Source organism: Streptomyces sp. NPDC025806 (assembly GCF_055558275.1).
In genome coordinates this window covers 202,543-220,784 of sequence record NZ_JBVHMU010000007.1, presented here as the reverse complement: position 1 = coordinate 220,784, position 18,242 = coordinate 202,543, and the positions used below count along the sequence as shown (strand labels likewise).

General features: G+C 70.8%; 17 protein-coding genes. 12 read left to right on the top strand and 5 right to left on the bottom strand.

All coding sequences use genetic code 11. From position 1 onward, the window contains the following. Positions 1 to 12: 12 nt before the first annotated feature. The 7 genes from rsmD (at position 13) to mutM (ending at position 5,017) form a co-directional block, all read left to right on the top strand. Positions 13 to 609: a 16S rRNA (guanine(966)-N(2))-methyltransferase RsmD gene (gene rsmD, locus ACZ4E1_RS18630; RefSeq protein WP_467540400.1), complete on the top strand. Its 597-nt coding sequence runs from the start codon at positions 13 to 15 to the stop codon at positions 607 to 609. 26 nt (positions 610 to 635) lie between these two features. Then, on the top strand, positions 636 to 1,115 hold the full coding sequence (coaD, locus tag ACZ4E1_RS18625) for a pantetheine-phosphate adenylyltransferase (protein WP_467540398.1): 480 nt from the start codon (positions 636 to 638) through the stop codon (positions 1,113 to 1,115). A gap of 91 nt (positions 1,116 to 1,206) precedes the next feature. Continuing rightward, on the top strand, positions 1,207 to 2,295 hold the full coding sequence (locus ACZ4E1_RS18620) for an ATP synthase F0 subunit B (protein ID WP_467540702.1): 1,089 nt from the start codon (positions 1,207 to 1,209) through the stop codon (positions 2,293 to 2,295). A gap of 152 nt (positions 2,296 to 2,447) precedes the next feature. Beyond that, on the top strand, positions 2,448 to 3,092 hold the full coding sequence (locus ACZ4E1_RS18615) for a YceD family protein (protein ID WP_467540700.1): 645 nt from the start codon (positions 2,448 to 2,450) through the stop codon (positions 3,090 to 3,092). A gap of 2 nt (positions 3,093 to 3,094) precedes the next feature. Further along, the gene (gene rpmF / locus ACZ4E1_RS18610) at positions 3,095 to 3,268 is read left to right on the top strand and encodes a 50S ribosomal protein L32 (protein WP_030361955.1); all 174 of its coding nucleotides are present in this window, start codon (positions 3,095 to 3,097) and stop codon (positions 3,266 to 3,268) included. 7 nt (positions 3,269 to 3,275) lie between these two features. Then, positions 3,276 to 4,067 (top strand): ribonuclease III, encoded by a 792-nt coding sequence (gene rnc, locus ACZ4E1_RS18605; RefSeq protein WP_188336632.1) that lies wholly within the window; start codon positions 3,276 to 3,278, stop codon positions 4,065 to 4,067. Between the two features lie 89 nt (positions 4,068 to 4,156). Then, positions 4,157 to 5,017, top strand: a complete 861-nt coding sequence (gene mutM, locus ACZ4E1_RS18600) for a bifunctional DNA-formamidopyrimidine glycosylase/DNA-(apurinic or apyrimidinic site) lyase (protein WP_467540396.1) — start codon at positions 4,157 to 4,159, stop codon at positions 5,015 to 5,017. An 18-nt stretch (positions 5,018 to 5,035) separates the two neighbouring features. Here the strand turns inward: mutM and ACZ4E1_RS18595 are convergent, their stop codons facing one another. Next, positions 5,036 to 6,121 carry a CAP domain-containing protein gene (locus ACZ4E1_RS18595; RefSeq protein WP_467540394.1) on the bottom strand — a complete coding sequence of 362 codons (1,086 nt, stop codon included), beginning with the start codon at positions 6,119 to 6,121 and terminating at the stop codon, positions 5,036 to 5,038. Positions 6,122 to 6,222: 101 nt separating this feature from the next. Here ACZ4E1_RS18595 and ACZ4E1_RS18590 point away from each other — a divergent pair, with 101 nt between their 5' ends. The 4 genes from ACZ4E1_RS18590 (at position 6,223) to ACZ4E1_RS18575 (ending at position 12,558) form a co-directional block, all read left to right on the top strand. Next, positions 6,223 to 6,504 carry an acylphosphatase gene (locus ACZ4E1_RS18590; protein WP_188336630.1) on the top strand — a complete coding sequence of 94 codons (282 nt, stop codon included), beginning with the start codon at positions 6,223 to 6,225 and terminating at the stop codon, positions 6,502 to 6,504. 379 nt (positions 6,505 to 6,883) lie between these two features. Next, positions 6,884 to 7,090, top strand: a complete 207-nt coding sequence (locus ACZ4E1_RS18585) for a hypothetical protein (RefSeq protein WP_188336629.1) — start codon at positions 6,884 to 6,886, stop codon at positions 7,088 to 7,090. A 224-nt stretch (positions 7,091 to 7,314) separates the two neighbouring features. Further along, positions 7,315 to 10,908, top strand: a complete 3,594-nt coding sequence (gene smc, locus ACZ4E1_RS18580; RefSeq protein ID WP_467540391.1) for a chromosome segregation protein SMC — start codon at positions 7,315 to 7,317, stop codon at positions 10,906 to 10,908. 234 nt (positions 10,909 to 11,142) lie between these two features. Next, on the top strand, positions 11,143 to 12,558 hold the full coding sequence (locus ACZ4E1_RS18575; protein WP_467540389.1) for a sugar porter family MFS transporter: 1,416 nt from the start codon (positions 11,143 to 11,145) through the stop codon (positions 12,556 to 12,558). A gap of 155 nt (positions 12,559 to 12,713) precedes the next feature. On the opposite strand, the gene ACZ4E1_RS18570 is transcribed toward ACZ4E1_RS18575, so the two are convergent. The 3 genes from ACZ4E1_RS18570 to ACZ4E1_RS18560 are packed head-to-tail and all read right to left on the bottom strand — an operon-like array spanning position 12,714 to position 15,615. Continuing rightward, positions 12,714 to 13,091 carry a hypothetical protein gene (locus tag ACZ4E1_RS18570; protein WP_467540387.1) on the bottom strand — a complete coding sequence of 126 codons (378 nt, stop codon included), beginning with the start codon at positions 13,089 to 13,091 and terminating at the stop codon, positions 12,714 to 12,716. A gap of 50 nt (positions 13,092 to 13,141) precedes the next feature. Next, positions 13,142 to 14,113: an LLM class flavin-dependent oxidoreductase gene (locus ACZ4E1_RS18565; RefSeq protein ID WP_467540385.1), complete on the bottom strand. Its 972-nt coding sequence runs from the start codon at positions 14,111 to 14,113 to the stop codon at positions 13,142 to 13,144. Positions 14,114 to 14,169: 56 nt separating this feature from the next. Next, complete coding sequence (locus tag ACZ4E1_RS18560) at positions 14,170 to 15,615, bottom strand: cytosine permease (protein WP_467540383.1); 1,446 nt, start codon at positions 15,613 to 15,615, stop codon at positions 14,170 to 14,172. Between the two features lie 205 nt (positions 15,616 to 15,820). On the opposite strand from ACZ4E1_RS18560, the gene ftsY reads away from it, so the two are divergent. Continuing rightward, complete coding sequence (ftsY, locus tag ACZ4E1_RS18555) at positions 15,821 to 17,038, top strand: signal recognition particle-docking protein FtsY (protein WP_467540381.1); 1,218 nt, start codon at positions 15,821 to 15,823, stop codon at positions 17,036 to 17,038. Positions 17,039 to 17,160: 122 nt separating this feature from the next. On the opposite strand, the gene ACZ4E1_RS18550 is transcribed toward ftsY, so the two are convergent. After that, positions 17,161 to 17,829: a bifunctional DNA primase/polymerase gene (locus ACZ4E1_RS18550; protein ID WP_467540379.1), complete on the bottom strand. Its 669-nt coding sequence runs from the start codon at positions 17,827 to 17,829 to the stop codon at positions 17,161 to 17,163. Positions 17,830 to 18,242 lie beyond the last annotated feature (413 nt).

Below are 18,242 nucleotides of genomic sequence, written 5' to 3'. Positions count from 1 at the left end.
CCGAGGAAGAAGATGACCCGCGTGATCGCCGGACGCGCCGGCGGACGCCGCCTGGCCGTGCCGCCGGGCAACGGCACCCGCCCCACCTCCGACCGCGCGCGCGAGGGCCTCTTCTCCACCTGGCAGGCCCTGCTCGGCACGCTCGACGGCACCCGCGTCGCCGACCTGTACGCGGGCTCGGGAGCGGTCGGCCTGGAGGCGCTCTCCCGGGGGTCGGCCCACGCCCTGCTCGTCGAGGCCGACGCCCGCGCGGCCCGCACGATCCGGGAGAACATCAAGGCGCTCGGCCTGCCCGGCGCGGAGGCGCGTACCGGCAAGGCGGAGCAGATCGTCGCGGGCCCCGCTCCGGCCACCCCCTACGACCTGGTCTTTCTCGACCCTCCGTACGCGGTCTCGGACGACGATCTTCGCGAGATTCTGCTCACACTCCGCACTCAGGGCTGGCTCACGGACGATGCGCTCGTCACCGTTGAACGCAGTACGAGAGGCGGCGACTTCCGCTGGCCGGACGGCTTCGAGGCACTGAGGTCCCGGCGCTACGGCGAGGGAACGTTTTGGTACGGTCGCGCCGCCTTGACCGCCAGCCTCACGTGCGACGACGCACGATGACCGGACCGGAGAGCGAGGGACTTCCCGTGCGCCGCGCAGTCTGTCCCGGGTCGTTCGACCCCATCACCAACGGCCACCTCGACATCATCGCCCGAGCCTCCAAGCTCTACGACGTCGTGCACGTCGCGGTGATGATCAACCAGTCGAAGAAGGGCCTCTTCGAGGTCGAGGAGCGGATCGAGCTGATCCGCGAGGTCACCGCCGAGTTCGGCAACGTCGAGGTGGAGGCCTTCCACGGCCTGCTCGTCGACTTCTGCAAGCAGCGCGACATCCCCGCCATCGTGAAGGGCCTGCGCGCCGTCAGCGACTTCGACTACGAGTTGCAGATGGCCCAGATGAACAACGGCCTCTCGGGCGTCGAGACCCTCTTCGTCCCCACCAACCCCACCTACAGCTTCCTGTCCTCCTCGCTGGTCAAGGAGGTCGCGGCCTGGGGCGGAGACGTGTCGCACCTGGTCCCGCCGGTCGTGCACGCGGCGTTGACCGAGCGCCTCCCCAAGAAGTGACACGCACGCACCAGTTGGGCATACAGTCGTCCCGTCCGTCTCCAACACCCCTCACACCCCTGTGAGCAGACGAGAGAGTGGCGAGCACACGGTGGACGTCCAGAAGAAGCTCGACGAGATCGTCGCCGCGGTCGGCAGCGCCCGGTCCATGCCCATGTCGGCCTCGTGCGTGGTCAACCGCGCCGACCTGCTCGCGATGCTCGACGAGGTGCGCCAGGCGCTGCCCGGCTCCCTCGCCCAGGCCCAGGAGCTGATCGGCGGGCGCGAGCAGATGGTCGAGCAGGCCCGCGCCGAGGCCGAGCGGATCATCGACACCGCGCACGCCGAGCGCGGCACCCTGATCGCCGACACGGAGATCGCCCGCCGCTCGCAGGACGAGGCCGACCGCATCCTGGCCGAGGCCCGCCAGGAGGCGGAGGAGGTCCGCGCCGAGGCCGACGACTACGTCGACTCGAAGCTCGCCAACTTCGAGGTCGTCCTCAACAAGACGCTCGGCTCGGTCGGCCGAGGCCGCGAGAAGCTGCTCGGCACCGGCCCCGGCACGGACGAGCACGGCTACGAGGACGAGGACGCCCCCGAGCGCAGCCAGGACCCCGAGACCCTGCGCCGGGACGCCGACTCCTACGTGGACGCCAAGCTCGGCGCCTTCGAGGCGGTGCTCGCCAAGACCCTGGAGGCCGTCGGCAAGGGCCGCCAGAAGCTGCACGGCCGGATCGCCAGCGACGACCTGGGCGCGCTGACGCTCGACGGCGAGGGCGGCGCCCAGGCGCACACCAGCGACGCCGACTACCTGGCCGGCCTCGCCGAGATCGGCGCCCAGGAGACACGGCAGCCCGAGACCCCGCAGATCCCGGCCCAGCAGCCCGTCGCCGCGTACGCCCAGCAGCCGGACCCGTACGCCTACCAGCAGCAGGGTTACGGGCAGCAGGACGCCTACGCCGGGTACCCGCAGCAGCCGCAGCAGCAGCCGGACCCGTACGGGTACCAGCAGCAGGATCCGTACGCGGCGCAGCAGGAGCAGTACCAGCAGTACGGGTACGCGCAGCAGCCCGAGCAGCCGCAGGCCGCCGGGCAGCAGGACCAGGGCGGGGTGCTCGACGAGACCAGCCTCTTCGACACCAGCATGATCAACATGGATCAGGTGCGGGAGTACGAGCGGCAGTACGAGCAGGGCCGCTGACCGGTTCCGACCGGGGGACCGGGGCCGGATTGGGCCGAGAGCGAATGGTCCAGTATCCTGGGCGTTCGGTCGCGCGTACACGTGCGTCCTGAGCTGCCCGGAAAGATCGCGGCGGCCTTCACGAGCTTCGAAGAACGAAAGCAGGACCAGCCCTGAACACCCGCCTCGACCACCGCAATCCTCTCGTGTTCGACACACACGAGCTGGGTCGGCGTCCTGGTGCCATGCAGCGGCTGTCCCGCACGATCGGCGCTCCCAAGGACCTCGGTATCCAGGGAGTCATCGAGGTGCCGGAAGGCGCCCCGGTGGAGCTCGATCTCCGCCTCGAGTCGGTCATGGAAGGGGTGCTTGTCACAGGCACCGCCCGTGCATCGGCCAAGGGGGAGTGCGTAAGGTGTCTGGAGCCGCTCGACCAAGAGGTCGACGCGGACTTCCAGGAGATGTTCTCGTACCCTGACGCCGACGACCGGGGCCGTCCCAAGGACGACGCCGGCGACGACGCCGAGGACGACGAGGACAGGCTCTATCTCGAGGACGGTCTGTTCGACCTCGAGCCTGTGCTGCGTGATGCGGTGGTGCTCGCACTGCCGATGCAGCCGGTGTGCCAGGAAGACTGTGAGGGTCTGTGCTCCGAATGCGGAGTGCGTCTCGCGGACGACCCGGACCACCACCACGACGCCGTCGACATCCGTTGGGCGGCACTGCAGGGACTCGCTGGCACCATCCAGGACGGCGAGAAGGACGAGATGAGCGGCGCCGAAGCGGAAGCGGGCGTCGACGAGAAGCAGGAGAAGTAGCCGTGGCTGTTCCGAAGCGGAAGATGTCGCGCAGCAACACGCGCCACCGCCGGTCGCAGTGGAAGGCTGCGGTCCCCACCCTGGTTTCGTGTGAGCGTTGCCAGGAGCCCAAGCTGCAGCACATCGCGTGCCCCGCTTGCGGTACCTACAACAAGCGCCAGGTCCTCGAGGTCTGAGCGGCTGGTGAGAGGCACAGTGTCGAGCCCCAAGAAGGCGGATGACGCCAAGAAAAAGGTGGACACCACAGCCTCGTCCCACACGCTTCTGGAAGGGCGGCTCGGGTACAAGCTCGAGTCCGCCCTTCTGGTGCGTGCGCTGACACATCGCTCGTACGCGTACGAGAACGGTGGCCTGCCCACGAACGAGCGTCTGGAGTTCCTCGGGGACTCCGTGCTCGGTCTCGTGGTCACGGACACCCTCTACCGCACCCACCCCGACCTGCCTGAAGGCCAACTGGCCAAGCTGCGGGCCGCGGTGGTCAATTCGCGTGCGCTTGCGGAGGTCAGCCGCGGGCTCGACCTGGGTTCCTTCATCCGGCTCGGCCGGGGCGAAGAGGGCACGGGCGGCCGGGACAAGGCGTCCATCCTCGCCGACACCCTTGAAGCGGTGATCGGCGCCGTCTATCTGGACCAGGGTCTGGACGCGGCCGGTGAGCTCGTTCACCGACTGTTCGACCCGTTGATCGAGAAGTCCTCGAATCTGGGTGCCGGCCTGGACTGGAAGACCAGTCTCCAGGAACTCACGGCGACCGAAGGGCTCGGTGTCCCCGAGTACCTGGTCTCCGAGACCGGCCCGGACCACGAGAAGACCTTCACTGCTGCCGCCCGCGTCGGAGGCGTCTCGTACGGCACCGGCACCGGCCGCAGCAAGAAGGAAGCGGAGCAGCAGGCTGCCGAGTCCGCGTGGCGCGCCATTCGCGCGGCTGCGGACGAGCGGGCCAAGGCCGCCGAGGCGGAGACCGCCGCCGGCGCCTAGTCCGCCGCTTCCTTGCGCCTGTCCTGCCGGTTTCTCGCCGGTGGGGCAGGCGCCTTTGCCTTGGATCGTGACCCCTCCGGAGGAATCCCGTGCCCGAGCTGCCCGAAGTGGAGGTCGTACGGCGCGGCCTGGCCCGCTGGGTGGCCCAGCGCACCGTCGAGGACGCCGAGGTGCTGCATCCGCGCGCGGTTCGCCGCCATGTCGCGGGCGGCGAGGACTTCGCCCACCGGCTCAAGGGGCAGCGGATCGGTGAACCGATGCGCCGGGGCAAGTACCTCTGGCTCCCCCTGGACCCCACCCACACCTCGGTCCTCGCCCACCTCGGGATGAGCGGCCAGCTCCTGGTGCAGCCGCACGACGCCCCGGACGAGAAGCACCTGCGGGTGCGGATCAGGTTCGCCGACGACCTCGGCACGGAGCTGCGCTTCGTCGACCAACGCACCTTCGGCGGCCTCTCGTTGCACGAGAACACCCCTGACGGACTGCCCGACGTCATCGCGCACATCGCCCGCGACCCGCTCGACCCGCTGTTCGACGACGCCGCCTTCCACACCGCGCTGCGCGCCAAGCGCACCACGCTCAAGCGCGCCCTGCTCGACCAGTCGCTGATCAGCGGCGTCGGCAACATCTACGCCGACGAGGCGCTCTGGCGCGCGAAGCTGCACTACGAGCGCCCGACCGCCACGCTCACCCGCCCGCGCACCGCCGAACTCCTCGGCCACGTACGGGACGTGATGAACGCCGCGCTCGCGGTCGGCGGCACGAGTTTCGACGCGCTCTACGTGAACGTCAACGGGGAGTCGGGCTACTTCGACCGGTCTCTGGACGCGTACGGACGCGAGGGGCTGCCGTGCCGGCGGTGCGGCACCCCGATGCGGCGCCGCCCCTGGATGAACCGGTCCAGCTACTTCTGCCCGCGCTGTCAGCGACCGCCGCGGGCCACCGCGTAGGGCTCGCTGGACCAGCGATCAGTAACCGAAGTCCTGCGTCCACCACGGGCCGCCCGCGCCGAAGTGCACGCCGACGCCGATGGTCTTGAAGTCGCAGTTCAGAATGTTCGCCTTGTGGCCGGCGCTGTTCATCCACGCGTCCATGACGGACTGCGCGTTGGCCTGGCCGCGGGCGATGTTCTCGCCGCCGAGACCGGTGATGCCGGCCTCCTTGGCGCGGTCCCACGGCGTCGCGCCGTCCGGGTCCGTGTGGTCGAAGAAGTCCCGCGCGGCCATGTCGGCACTGAAGCCCGAGGCCAGCGCGGCGAGGCCGCTGTCCGACGTGACGGGGGAGCAACCGACCTTGGCGCGCTCCTGGTTGACGAGCGTCACGACCTGCGCCGCGGCCGAGGGCACGGCGGTCTTCGCGGGAGCCGGGACGGCGGGCGCCGCGGTCCTGCGCTCGGGGGCGGGCGTCGAGGGGCTCGCGCTCTTCGTCGACGGGGCGGCGGACGGCGTCCGTGACGGCTCCGCCGTCTTCGACGGAGTGTGGGACGGCGTCGGCGACGCGCTCTTGGAGGGCGCGGAGGAGGACGGCGCGGACGAAGAAGGTGCCGCCTTCGACGGGGTCGCGCGCTCGGTGTCACGGCTCGCGGACGAGGGCGAGCGCTCCACGAGCGCGCCGTCCGTGCCACCCTGCGCCTCCACGCTGGGGGAGGACCCGGCGGCCCGCACCTTGTTGCCGCCGTGGTCGCCGCCGAGCCGGAGGCTGTCGGTACCCGGTATCAGACCCGAGGTCACCGCGACCGCGCCCAGGGCGACGGCGACGGAGACACCGAGGAGTCCGGCCCGGACCGGGACGGCACGCCTGCGGCGATGGTGCACGCGCGGACCCTCGGCCGCGGCCGGAGCCTCGCCGTCGAAGGCCTCGGGGTCGTCGAACGGAGCGTAGAGAGGGTGCGCGGGGGAACCCTCGGCGCCGTGCACGCCACCGGGAGAGCCCGGGTGGTCGGTGCCGTACGTGCCGGGCGTGGTCTCCGCGGCGCGGCCCGTGGCGGCGCGTCCGGCGGCGGAGCGTCGGTGGCGTCCCATGTGCTGGCCTTCCTCGTCCTCGCGGTGGTCCATGAGCCTCACCCGTACGAGTGAGCCTCATCGGTCCGCGACGGTACCCCAGAACACCAGGGGGTGAGGTGCTCCGAGTGCATTTGGCCGGTTAGCGTGCAGCCATGAACGAACACGTACGACTCACCGCGTGGGTGCGAGGACGCGTCCAACGTGTGGGTTTTCGCTGGTTCACCAGGGCGCGCGCCCTGGAGATCGGCGGTCTGAGTGGTTTTGCTCTCAATTTGGACGACGGACGCGTCCAGGTGGTCGCCGAGGGGCCGCGCGCGGCCTGTCAGCAGCTCCTCGACTGGCTCCACGACGGCGACACTCCCGGCCGTGTCGAGGGAGTGACTGAGATCTGGGACACGCCGCGCGGGGGGTACGAAGGGTTCGCGATCCGCTGACGGTCACCGCGAGCGGTGCCCCGCGCACCCGTCGTGCTCACTCCCCGGGTCGTGGCTCCGAGTGAAAAGCCCTGGTGGTTGCCAAGAAGAGGGACTCGTGGCAGGCTCCGGGAGTACGGATGATCTCCACGCCCCGAGGGTCCCGAAGGTCAGGCCGCGCCGCACGTTCTCCGGCGCGAAGCCCCCGGGATGCCCGCGAATACGGGGTGTGATCGTGTTGACCGTCAAACTTTTTGGTGAGACTCTGGAAGCCCCGCGCACCTTAGCTGTTTGGCATGTGAGAACGGCAGCACGACAAGAAGTGCCAAGCACCGCGGGTGCGATTCCCTCACGACCCACACCGATTCGGTCGGTCACTCAGTGTGGAGGACCATCCATCATGGCAAAGGCGCTTCTCGGTTACGTCGGCGGCAGCGACCCGCGACTCCTCGCCGAGATGCGACGGCTTCAGCAGCGTGTACAGGACCTGGAATCCGAGCTTGTCCGGATCCAGGCCGAGAACGACGCGCTCGCGGCTGCCACCGCTTCTCACGACTCTCTCATCGAGGGCATCGACGTACCCCAGGCGGAGCCTGCGCTCACCTGACCACATGTTCCACGCCGTACGTGGTCGGGCTGCTCGTATCAGCCGCTGACAGATACGCACCAGAGTTAGGTACCAGAGATACCCAAGGGGCGCCCCGGCGTCCCTTCTTTCTTCCCCCGTCCCCTCCCGCGAGACGTTCTTAAGCTCTGGTGTGCCCTGAGCCCTCCCTGGTGAAACCGTGGGTTCATGGAGTGAGACAGGGGCGCCCGGTAGAGTCCGACGGCGTGCACCTCAAGGCTTTGACCCTGCGCGGGTTCAAATCGTTCGCCTCGGCCACCACTCTGCGGTTCGAGCCGGGCATCACCTGCGTCGTGGGACCCAACGGCTCGGGCAAGTCCAATGTCGTGGACGCCCTGAGCTGGGTCATGGGCGAGCAGGGCGCCAAGTCCCTGCGCGGCGGCAAGATGGAGGACGTCATCTTCGCCGGCACCACCGGCCGCCCCCCGCTGGGCCGCGCCGAGGTGTCCCTGACCATCGACAACTCCGACGGGGCGCTCCCCATCGAGTACGCCGAGGTCACCATCACGCGGATCATGTTCCGCAACGGCGGCAGCGAGTACCAGATCAACGGGGACACCTGCCGGCTCCTCGACATCCAGGACCTGCTCTCCGACTCCGGCATCGGCCGCGAGATGCACGTCATCGTCGGCCAGGGCCAGCTCGACTCCGTCCTGCACGCCGACCCCATGGGCCGCCGCGCCTTCATCGAGGAGGCGGCCGGAGTCCTCAAGCACCGCAAGCGCAAGGAGAAGGCGCTGCGGAAGCTGGACGCGATGCAGGCCAACCTCGCGCGCGTGCAGGACCTCACCGACGAACTGCGCCGCCAGCTCAAGCCGCTGGGCCGGCAGGCCGCCGTCGCCCGCCGCGCCGCCGTGATCCAGGCCGACCTGCGCGACGCCCGCCTGCGCCTGCTCGCCGACGACCTCGTACGGATGCGAAAGGCGCTCAGCGCCGAGATCGCCGACGAGGCCGAGCTGAAGCGGCGCAAGGACACGGCCGAGGAGGAACTGAAGAAGGCCCTCCAGCGCGAGGGGCATCTGGAGGACGAGGTGCGGCAGCTGACGCCCCGCCTCCAGCGCGCCCAGCAGAGCTGGTACGAACTGTCGCAGCTGGCCGAGCGGGTGCGCGGCACCGTCTCCCTCGCCGACGCGCGCGTGAAGAGCGCGACCTCCGCCCCGGCCGAGGAGCGGCGAGGCCGCGACCCCGAGGACCTCGAACGCGAGGCCGCGCGCGTGCGCGAGCAGGAGGCCGAACTGGAGGCCGCCCTCGAAGCCGCGCAGACCGCGCTCGACGAGACGATCGCCCACCGCGCCGAGCTGGAGCGCGAGCTGGCCGTCGAGGAGCGCCGCCTCAAGGACGCCGCCCGCGCCCTCGCCGATCGCCGCGAAGGACTCGCCCGGCTCCAGGGCCAGGTGGACGCCGCCCGCGGCCGGGCCGCCTCCGCGCGGGCCGAGATCGACCGGCTCGCCTCCGCCCGCGACGAGGCCGAGCAGCGGGCGGTCACCGCGCAGGAGGAGTACGAGGAGCTCAAGGCCGAGGTCGACGGGCTCGACGCCGGGGACGCGGAGCTCACCGAGCGGCACGAGGCCGCCCGCGCCGCGCTCGCCGAGGCCGAGGCCGCGCTCGCAGCCGCGCGTGAGGCCCTCACCGCCGCCGAGCGCGCCCGCGCCGCCACCGCCGCCCGCCACGAGGCGCTCGCGCTCGGACTGCGCCGCAAGGACGGCACCGGCGCGCTGCTCGGCGCCCGCGACCGGCTCACCGGACTGCTCGGGCCCGCCGCGGAACTGCTCACCGTGACACCCGGCCACGAGGTCGCGATCGCCGCCGCGTTCGGCGCCGCCGCCGACGCGATCGCCGTCGCCACCCCAGCCGCCGCCGCCGAGGCCATGCGGCTGCTGCGCAAGCAGGACGCGGGACGGGCGGCCCTGCTGCTCGCCTCCGAAGCGGGCCCGGAGCCCGCCGCCCCGGAGCCCGCCGCCCCGGCGCCCGACGGCACGACGTACGCGGCCGAACTGGTGCGCGGCCCCGCCGAGTTGATGCCCGCCGTACGGCATCTGCTGCGCGGCATCGTGGTCGTCGGCACCCTGGAGGACGCCGAGGATCTCGTCTACGCGCGGCCCGCGCTGACCGCCGTGACCGCCGAGGGCGATCTGCTCGGGGCGCATTTCGCGCAGGGCGGGTCCGCCGGCGCGCCCAGTCTTCTGGAAGTACAGGCGTCGGTCGACGAGGCCGCCGCGGAACTGGAGCGCCTCTCCGCCCAGTGCGAGGAGCTCGCGGCCGCCCAGGGGGTCGCGACCCAGCGCCGTACGGAGTGTGCCGCGCTCGTCGAGGAGCTGGGACAGCGGCAGCGCGCCGTGGAGCGGGAACGCTCCGGGCGGGCCCAGCAGCTCGGCCGGCTCGCCGGGCAGGCCCGCGGCGCCGCGGGGGAGGCCGAGCGCAGCGCGGCGGCGGCAGCCAAGGCGCAGGACGCGCTCGACCAGGCCGTCCTGGACGCGGAGGAGCTCGCCGAGCGGCTCGCCGTCGCCGAGGAGCAGCCCGCCGACGAGGAGCCGGACACCTCCGTGCGCGACCGGCTCTCCGCCGACGGGGCCAACGCGCGCCAGACCGAGATGGAGGCCCGGCTCCAGACCCGTACCCACGAGGAGCGGGTGAAGGGGCTCGCGGGGCGGGCCGACTCGCTCGACCGGGCGGCCCGCGCCGAGCGCGAGGCACGCGCGCGTGCGGAGCGGCAGCGCGCCCGGCTCCGGCACGAGGCCGCCGTCGCGTCGGCCGTCGCGTCCGGTGCCCGCCAGCTCCTGGCGCACGTCGAGGTGTCCATCGCACGGGCCGACGAGGAGCGGGTGCTCGCGGAGCGGGCCAAGGCCGGCCGGGAGCAGGACCTCGTCGCCGAGCGGTCCCGGGGCCGCGACCTCAAGGCGGAGCTGGACAAGCTGACGGACTCGGTGCACCGCGGCGAGGTGCTCGGCGCGGAGAAGCGGCTGCGGATCGAGCAGCTGGAGACCAAGGCGCTGGAGGAGCTCGGTGTCGAACCGGCCGGGCTCGTCGCGGACTACGGCCCGGACCAGCCCGTGCCGCCCTCGCTGCCGGCCGAGGGCGAGGCTGCGGACATCAGCGGCTCCGCCGCGGGGCCCGAAGACCCGGAGCACCCGCGCAACCAGCCGCGGCCGTTCGTCCGTTCGGAGCAGGAGAAGCGGCTCAAGGCCGCCGAGCGCGCCTACCAGCAGCTCGGCAAGGTGAATCCGTTGGCCCTGGAGGAGTTCGCCGCACTGGAGGAGCGGCACAAGTTCCTCAGTGAGCAGCTGGAGGACCTGAAGAAGACGCGCGCCGACCTGCTTCAGGTGGTGAAGGAGGTCGACGAGCGCGTCGAGCAGGTCTTCACCGAGGCGTACCGGGACACGGCGCGCGAGTTCGAGGGCGTCTTCAGCCGACTGTTCCCGGGGGGTGACGGGCGGCTGATCCTGACCGATCCCGACAACATGCTCACCACGGGCGTCGATGTCGAGGCCCGCCCGCCGGGCAAGAAGGTCAAGCGGCTGAGCCTGCTGTCGGGCGGCGAGCGCTCGCTGACCGCCGTGGCGCTGCTCGTCTCCATCTTCAAGGCGCGGCCCAGCCCCTTCTACGTGATGGACGAGGTCGAGGCGGCCCTCGACGACACCAACCTGCAGCGGCTGATCCGCATCATGCAGGAGCTGCAGGAGGCCTCGCAGCTGATCGTCATCACGCACCAGAAGCGCACGATGGAGGTGGCCGACGCGTTGTACGGCGTCTCCATGCAGGGCGACGGCGTCTCGAAGGTGATCAGCCAGCGCCTCCGGTGAGTCCAGGCCCTGAAGGGCGGCAACTGCGCGTTCACCTTGCCTTCAAGTTTTGAACTCAACACGGCTCGATGTGCCGGGAAATTCACAGCACTCGAAGTATTGACTTAGAAACTTGAAGGCATAGTCTCTGCAACGTTGCTTTTACCTTCAGGTGGTGGGCGGCGTGAAGTTGTGCGCCACTGGAAGGGCTCGCCCCCACCCCCGGCAGTGCAGCCGGTGGCCCGAGGAGTACACGTGACCGACACTGCGCCACCGAAGTCCGGAGCCCGGGAAGCGCACCCCGAGCATCTGGGCCATGTCATCTTCATCGCGGCCGCCGCCGCGATGGGCGGCTTCCTCTTCGGCTACGACAGTTCCGTGATCAACGGCGCCGTCGAGGCCATCCGCGACCGGTACGACATCGGCTCCGCCGCCCTCGCCCAGGTCATCGCCATCGCCCTGATCGGCTGTGCCATCGGCGCCGCCACCGCGGGCCGCATCGCCGACCGCATCGGCCGCATCCGCTGCATGCAGATCGCCGCCGTGCTGTTCACCATCAGCGCCGTCGGCTCCGCCCTGCCGTTCGCCCTGTGGGACCTCGCCTTCTGGCGGATCATCGGCGGCTTCGCCATCGGCATGGCCTCCGTCATCGGCCCGGCCTACATCGCCGAGGTCGCCCCGCCCGCCTACCGCGGCCGGCTCGGCTCCTTCCAGCAGGCGGCCATCGTCGTCGGCATCGCCATCTCCCAGCTCGTCAACTGGGGCCTGCTCAACGCCGCGGGCGGCGACCAGCGCGGCGAGCTCATGGGCCTGGAGGCCTGGCAGGTCATGCTCGGCGTCATGGTCGTCCCGGCGATCCTCTACGGGATGCTCTCCTTCGCCATCCCCGAGTCGCCGCGCTACCTGATCTCCGCCGGCAAGGACGAGAAGGCCCGCAAGGTTCTCGAAGAGGTCGAGGGCAAGGACGTCGATCTGGACGCCCGCGTCCTCGAGATCGAGCACGCCATGAAGAGCGAGCACAAGTCCACGTTCAAGGACCTGCTCGGCGGGAGCTTCTTCTTCAAGCCGATCGTCTGGGTCGGCATCGGCCTCTCGGTCTTCCAGCAGTTCGTCGGCATCAACGTCGCGTTCTACTACTCCTCGACGCTGTGGCAGTCCGTCGGCGTCGACCCCACCGACTCGTTCTTCTACTCGTTCACCACGTCGATCATCAACATCGTCGGCACCGTGATCGCGATGATCTTCGTCGACCGCATCGGCCGCAAGCCGCTCGCCCTCATCGGCTCGGTCGGCATGGTCGTCGGTCTCGCCCTGGAGGCCTGGGCGTTCTCCTTCGACCTGGTGGACGGCAAGCTGCCCAGCACCCAGGGCTGGGTCGCGCTGGTCGCCGCCCACGTGTTCGTCCTCTTCTTCGCCCTCTCGTGGGGTGTCGTGGTCTGGGTCTTCCTCGGCGAGATGTTCCCGAACAGGATCCGCGCCGCGGCCCTCGGCGTGGCCGCCTCGGCCCAGTGGATCGCCAACTGGGCCATCACCGCGAGCTTCCCGTCGCTGGCCGACTGGAACCTCTCCGCGACGTACGTCATCTACACGATCTTCGCCGCGCTCTCGATCCCCTTCGTGCTCAAGTTCGTGAAGGAGACCAAGGGCAAGGCCCTGGAGGAGATGGGCTGACGCCCGCGCCTCCCACCGACCCGGGGGGACGGACCAAGTCCCCGCTGCCGTCCCCCCGCTGCCGTCACCGCCCGCCGCCCGGACCCCACCACCGGACGGCGGGCGGTGTCATGTCCGGGGCGTCGGACGATTCCGGGACTTCGGACGTCACGACGTCACCAGATGAGGACGCCGCCGCCGATCTCCAGCGCCTTGTGGCAGCTCGCCTCGATGATGCGCAGCCGGTGCGCGATCTGGTCCCGGTGCTCCTCGACCTCGCGCGGATGCCGCGTCCCGTGCGCCACCTCGTCCAGACGCTCCCGGACGAGCGCGACCTCGTCCAGGAGCTGCGGCACCTGGTCCGGCTCGGCGTACAGATCGTCATCGGAGAGCTGCGGCAGCAGGCGCGCACCGAGCGAGCGCACCAGGTCCGAACCCCACACCGTCTTCCGCCAGGACTCGAAGCCGCCCGACTGATAGACGTCGTCGGGGACATCGAGGATGCGCAGGGTGCCGTCCGGGTCGCGGACGAACACCTCCACCAGAAGACTCATGGCGCCAGTGCAGCACCAGGAGGACGGCGGCGGCCAGGGAATTGCGCGGCTCAGGCCGTCAGTCGGGGCAGCACGCTCTCGCAGTACAGCTGCAGGGAGCGCCAGCCCTCGTCGATCGGCATACCGCCCGACAGCGGGTGCAGCACATAGTTGTCGAGGCCCTGGGCGACGCACTCGTCCGGCGTGAGGATGCGATAGACGCCCTCGGCGCGCAGCTCCTCGACCGTCGTCGCGCCCGAGCGCACCGCCGACTTGATGTCCTGCGACTGCCAGGACGCGTACGTGCGCGCCTCGTGCAGGAAGTGCTCGCCGTGCTCGGCCCAGGTGCGGTCCGGATCCTCGGACAGGTGCAGCAGCGGGGTGGTCTCCCCGGGCATCATCGTCCAGCCCTCGGTGCCGTACTCGGCAAGCCGCTCCTTGTAGTACAGCTCCAGCTCCGGCAGATGGGCGCTCGGGAAGAACGGCAGGCCGAGCCGGGCCGCGCGGCGCGCCGCCGCCTGCGAGGAACCGCCCACCAGCAGCAGCGGATGCGGCTGCGTGAAGGGGCGCGGGGTCACGCGCACGCGCCGTCCCCGGAAGGTGAACTCCTCGCCCGTCCACGCGGCGAGCAGCGTCTCCAGCAGCTCGTCCTGGAGCTTGCCGCGCCGCTTCCACTCCACGTCGAACTGCGCGTACTCCTCCGGGCGGTACCCGATCCCCGCCACCGTGACCAGCCGGCCGCCGCTCACCAGGTCCAGGACGGCGATGTCCTCGGCCAGCCGCAGCGGATCGTGCAGCGGGCCGATGATCGCCGAGACCGTGACCGCTATCCGGCGGGTGGCGCCGAAGACCGCGCCCGCGAAGGTGAACGGGGAGGGCAGCCAGTTGTTGGCGACGCCGTGGTGCTCCTCGGTCTGCACCGTGTCGACGCCCCGGTCGTCGGCGTACGCCGCCATCTCCACCGCCGCCTTGTAGCGCGCGCTGAGCGACTCGGGTGTGCCGGCCGGATCGACCAGGTTGAACCGTACGACGGAGACGGGCATCGAAAAGTCCCCCTTCACGCGGGCTCGTGTGAAGGGGGACGTTAGCTGACGGTGCGTCAGACGGCCAGGGCCTCGGCGCTCTCGGTCTCGTCCGGCGCCGTGGTCGTGTCGACCGGCTTCGGCAGGGCCAGGTACAGCAGACCCGAGACGATGATCGTGACGATCCAGCCGAGTCCGTACTCGCCCAGGAAGTTGTTCGAGGCGAGCGGGCCGGTGAACCAGTCCGAGGACGTGAACAGCAGGCCTGCGACCAGGCCGACCGCCCAGGCGATGACGGCGGCGGGGGAGAAGCCGCCCTTGTACCAGTAGGCGCTGGAGCGCGTGGTGTCGATCAGCGCCGCGGCGTCGTAGTGCTTGCGCGTGAACATGTCCGCGCCGAAGACGCCGACCCAGGCCGAGAAGGCGACCGCGAGCAGCGACAGGAAGGCGATGAACGAGCCCATGAAGCTGGTCGCGACGAGCATCAGGATCGCGCCGAAGACCAGCGAGATCAGCGCATTGATGGAGACCGCCCAGTGGCGCGGCACCTTGAAGCCGAGGGTCTGCGCGGTGAAGCCCGCCGAGTACATCGACATCGCGTTGATCAGCAGCATGCCGACCAGGGCGATCAGCAGGTACGGCACCGCGATCCACAGCGGCAGGAAGTCACCCAGGAAGGAGACGGGGTCGGCGGCCGAGGCCAGGTCCGGCGTCGACACGGCCATCACGGCACCCATGAGGACCATCGGCAGGACGACGATGCCGGCGCCCCCGATCGAGTTGCGCACGATCGCGGCGGCCGAGGCCGTGCGCGGCAGGTAGCGCGTGAAGTCCGGGGAGGCGGGGATCCAGCTGACACCACCGGCGGCGATCATGCCGATGCCGGCCACCATCAGGGACGTCGAACCCGCGGGCTGGTGGAAGACCTTCGACCAGTCGGTGTCGACGATCAGGTAGACGAGCACCAGGACGGAGAAGGCGCCGAAGAGGTACGTCGCGTACTTGTTGCACTTCTGCACGGCGTTGATGCCGAGGCCCGAGATGGCGAACGTGGCCACCACGAAGAGCAGCAGGGTGACGATCACCAGGAAGTTGTTCTGCTTGATGCCGAAGAGGATGTCCAGCACGGTGAGCACCGCGTAGGCACCCGTCACCGCGTTGATCGTCTCCCAGCCCCAGCGGGCGACCCAGATCAGCGAGCCGGGCAGCAGATTGCCGCGCTGTCCGAAGACCGCGCGCGACAGCGCCATGCCGGGGGCGCCGCCCCGCTTGCCGGCGATGCCGATCAACCCGACGAGCCCGTACGAGAGGACGGGCGCCGCGACGGCGACGACGAGGGCCTGCCAGAAGTTCAGCTTGTACGCCACGACCAGGCTCGCGCCCATCGTGAGCAGCAGCACGCTGATGTTGGCCGCGACCCAGGTGGGGAACAGCTCGCGGGTCTTGGCGGTGCGCTCGGCGTCCGGGACGGGCTCGATGCCGCGGGTCTCGAGGGCGCCTTCGGATTCGGCGGTCTTGCTCATGCGGTGGGGTTCCGTGCCTCTGTGGGGGTGGGGCGGTGGCGATCGCCTCAGGTCCGGTGGGGACGATCGCGTTGGACTCTACGCGCGTTGACGCTTCCTCTTCCATCGTACTTTAGTCCGAGTAGTTCCCTCTAGAGGCGTTTGTCTCTTGGAGGAAGTCACAAGAGCGGCCCGGACGAGGCCCATGACTGATACTGGACGGGTTATGGACATCGTCATCCTTGCTGTAGTCATCGCCGTGGTCGTGATCGGCGCGCTCGGCGGGCTCGTGGTCGGCAGCCGCAAGAAGAAGCAGCTGCCTCCGCCGCCGCCCTCGGCGCCCGACATCACCGCCGCCCCGCCGGCCGAGCCGCATGTCGGCGACGAGGCCGAGACCCCGCGCGACGAAGCGCGGCGCACCATCGAGGAGGTCGACCTCCCGGTCGCCGAACCGGCCACCGAAGCCCCCGCCGAGGCCCCCGCAGAGGAAGCCCCGGCCGCCCCCGAGATCGAGGTCCCCGAGCCGACCGCGGGCCGGCTGGTCCGGCTGCGCGCCCGGCTCTCCCGCTCGCAGAACGCGCTGGGCAAGGGACTCCTCACCCTCCTGTCCCGTGAGCACCTCGACGAGGACACCTGGGAGGAGATCGAGGACACGCTGCTCACCGCCGACGTCGGCGTGCAGCCCACCCAGGAGCTCGTCGAGCGGCTGCGCGAGCGCGTCAAGGTGCTCGGCACCCGCACCCCGGAGGAGCTGCGCGGCCTGCTGCGCGAGGAGCTCCTGAAGCTGCTCGTCCCCGAGTTCGACCGCGCCGTGAACACGGACTCGAACCTGGACACCCCGGGCATCGTGATGGTCGTCGGCGTCAACGGCACCGGCAAGACCACCACCACCGGCAAGCTCGCGCGCGTGCTCGTCGCCGACGGCAAGAACGTCGTCCTCGGCGCCGCGGACACCTTCCGCGCCGCCGCCGCCGACCAGCTGCAGACCTGGGGCGAGCGTGTCGGCGCCCGCACCGTGCGCGGCCCCGAGGGCGGCGACCCCGCGTCGATCGCCTTCGACGCCGTCAAGGAGGGCATCGAGGAGGGCGCCGACGTCGTCCTCATCGACACCGCGGGCCGGCTGCACACCAAGACCGGCCTGATGGACGAGCTCGGCAAGGTCAAGCGCGTCGTGGAGAAGCACGCCCCGCTGGACGAGGTGCTGCTCGTGCTCGACGCGACGACGGGGCAGAACGGTCTGGTCCAGGCCCGCGTCTTCGCCGAGGTCGTGGACATCACCGGCATCGTGCTGACCAAGCTGGACGGCACGGCCAAGGGCGGCATCGTGATCGCGGTCCAGCGCGAGCTGGGCGTACCGGTGAAGCTCATCGGGCTCGGCGAGGGGCCGGACGACCTCGCGCCGTTCGAGCCCGAGGCGTTCGTGGACGCCCTCATCGGGGAGTAGGCACTCCGCTCGGGTGTGGGTGTGGAATGCCGCACCGTCGAGGGATGCGTCGTGGGGAACTGCGGGCCGATCGTGGCCGGCGGTTCCCCACCCTGCTTTTCGGGTCCCTGTTCTCTGCCTGGTCAGGCGCAGGGCGACCTGTGGGCCGTGTACGCCAGGGTGCCCAGGAGGAGGCGGGCCTGCGGCGGCTGGGTGGCCGTGTCCAGGGACGGCGGACGCAGCCAGCTCGTCGGGCCCAGGCCGGCGCGGTCCGAGGGCGGCGCCGTGATGTACGTGCCGGGGCCGAGGGCGTGCAGGTCCAGCGCCGCGTCGTCCCAGCCCATGCGGTACAGGAGCGCGGGCAGCTCGGCGGCGGCGCCCGGCGCCACGAAGAAGTGCGCCCGGCCCTCGGGCGTGGCGACGACCGGACCGAGCGGCAGCCCCATGCGCTCCAGGCGGATCAGCGCCCGCCGCCCCGCCGCCTCCGGCAGGTCGATGATGTCGAACGCGCGGCCGACCGGCAGCAGGACCGCGGCCCCCGGGAAGCGGCTCCACGTCTCGGTCACCTCGCCGAGCGTGGCGCCCGCCGGCACCGTCACCGACGGATCGAGCGGATGCGCCCCCGGCGCCGGGCAGCCGGCCCGGCCGCAGGAGCACGCGCTGCCCGCGGCCCGCGCGCCCGGGACGACGTCCCAGCCCCACAGGCCGGTGAACTCGGCGACGTGCGTGCAGTCCGAGGTGCGGCCGGACGTGCGGCCGCGGCGACGTGAGCCCGTGCGCAACTCACGGATGCCGCCGATCGTGAAGCCCATGCCCCCTCCAACGGGTCCCGCGCGCCGGTGGTTACGTAGTGGAATCGGATCGTGACCCGCTGCTCACGTCGCCCGGTCGAGGCGGCGCTCGGTCGCATCGGGGGTGGTGCGCCCGGCGCAACGCGCCCTGCCGCACCCCGTTCCGCTCACTTCCGGCTGTCCTATGTCAAGTGAATCGTGCGGCGCCGTCGCGCAGTTCATTCGAAGGGGTGGCGAATGGTGGCGTTTCCAGGTTCTCCCTCGCCGGAGGGGTGATCGTAGGATTACTTTCAGTGCACGAAGTTCGGGGTAGATGCACGCGTGGGTATGCCGCAGGCAAGTCGGTTTCCTCTCCGGAGAGTGACAACTGCCGGACGGGAGGCCGTTCTTGACGGCATCCTTGATAGTGCTTGCGGACAAGAGCGGCTGGGCAG

Coding starts and splice junctions, on each gene's coding strand:
- rsmD (WP_467540400.1), top strand. CDS start 13: ATGACCCGCGTGATCGCCGGACGCGCCGGCGGACGCCGCCTGGCCGTG.
- ACZ4E1_RS18595 (WP_467540394.1), bottom strand. CDS start 6,121: ATGGACCACCGCGAGGACGAGGAAGGCCAGCACATGGGACGCCACCGA.
- ACZ4E1_RS18590 (WP_188336630.1), top strand. CDS start 6,223: ATGAACGAACACGTACGACTCACCGCGTGGGTGCGAGGACGCGTCCAA.
- ACZ4E1_RS18585 (WP_188336629.1), top strand. CDS start 6,884: ATGGCAAAGGCGCTTCTCGGTTACGTCGGCGGCAGCGACCCGCGACTC.
- ACZ4E1_RS18570 (WP_467540387.1), bottom strand. CDS start 13,091: ATGAGTCTTCTGGTGGAGGTGTTCGTCCGCGACCCGGACGGCACCCTG.
- ACZ4E1_RS18565 (WP_467540385.1), bottom strand. CDS start 14,113: ATGCCCGTCTCCGTCGTACGGTTCAACCTGGTCGATCCGGCCGGCACA.
- ACZ4E1_RS18560 (WP_467540383.1), bottom strand. CDS start 15,615: ATGAGCAAGACCGCCGAATCCGAAGGCGCCCTCGAGACCCGCGGCATC.
- ftsY (WP_467540381.1), top strand. CDS start 15,821: ATGGACATCGTCATCCTTGCTGTAGTCATCGCCGTGGTCGTGATCGGC.
- ACZ4E1_RS18550 (WP_467540379.1), bottom strand. CDS start 17,829: ATGGGCTTCACGATCGGCGGCATCCGTGAGTTGCGCACGGGCTCACGT.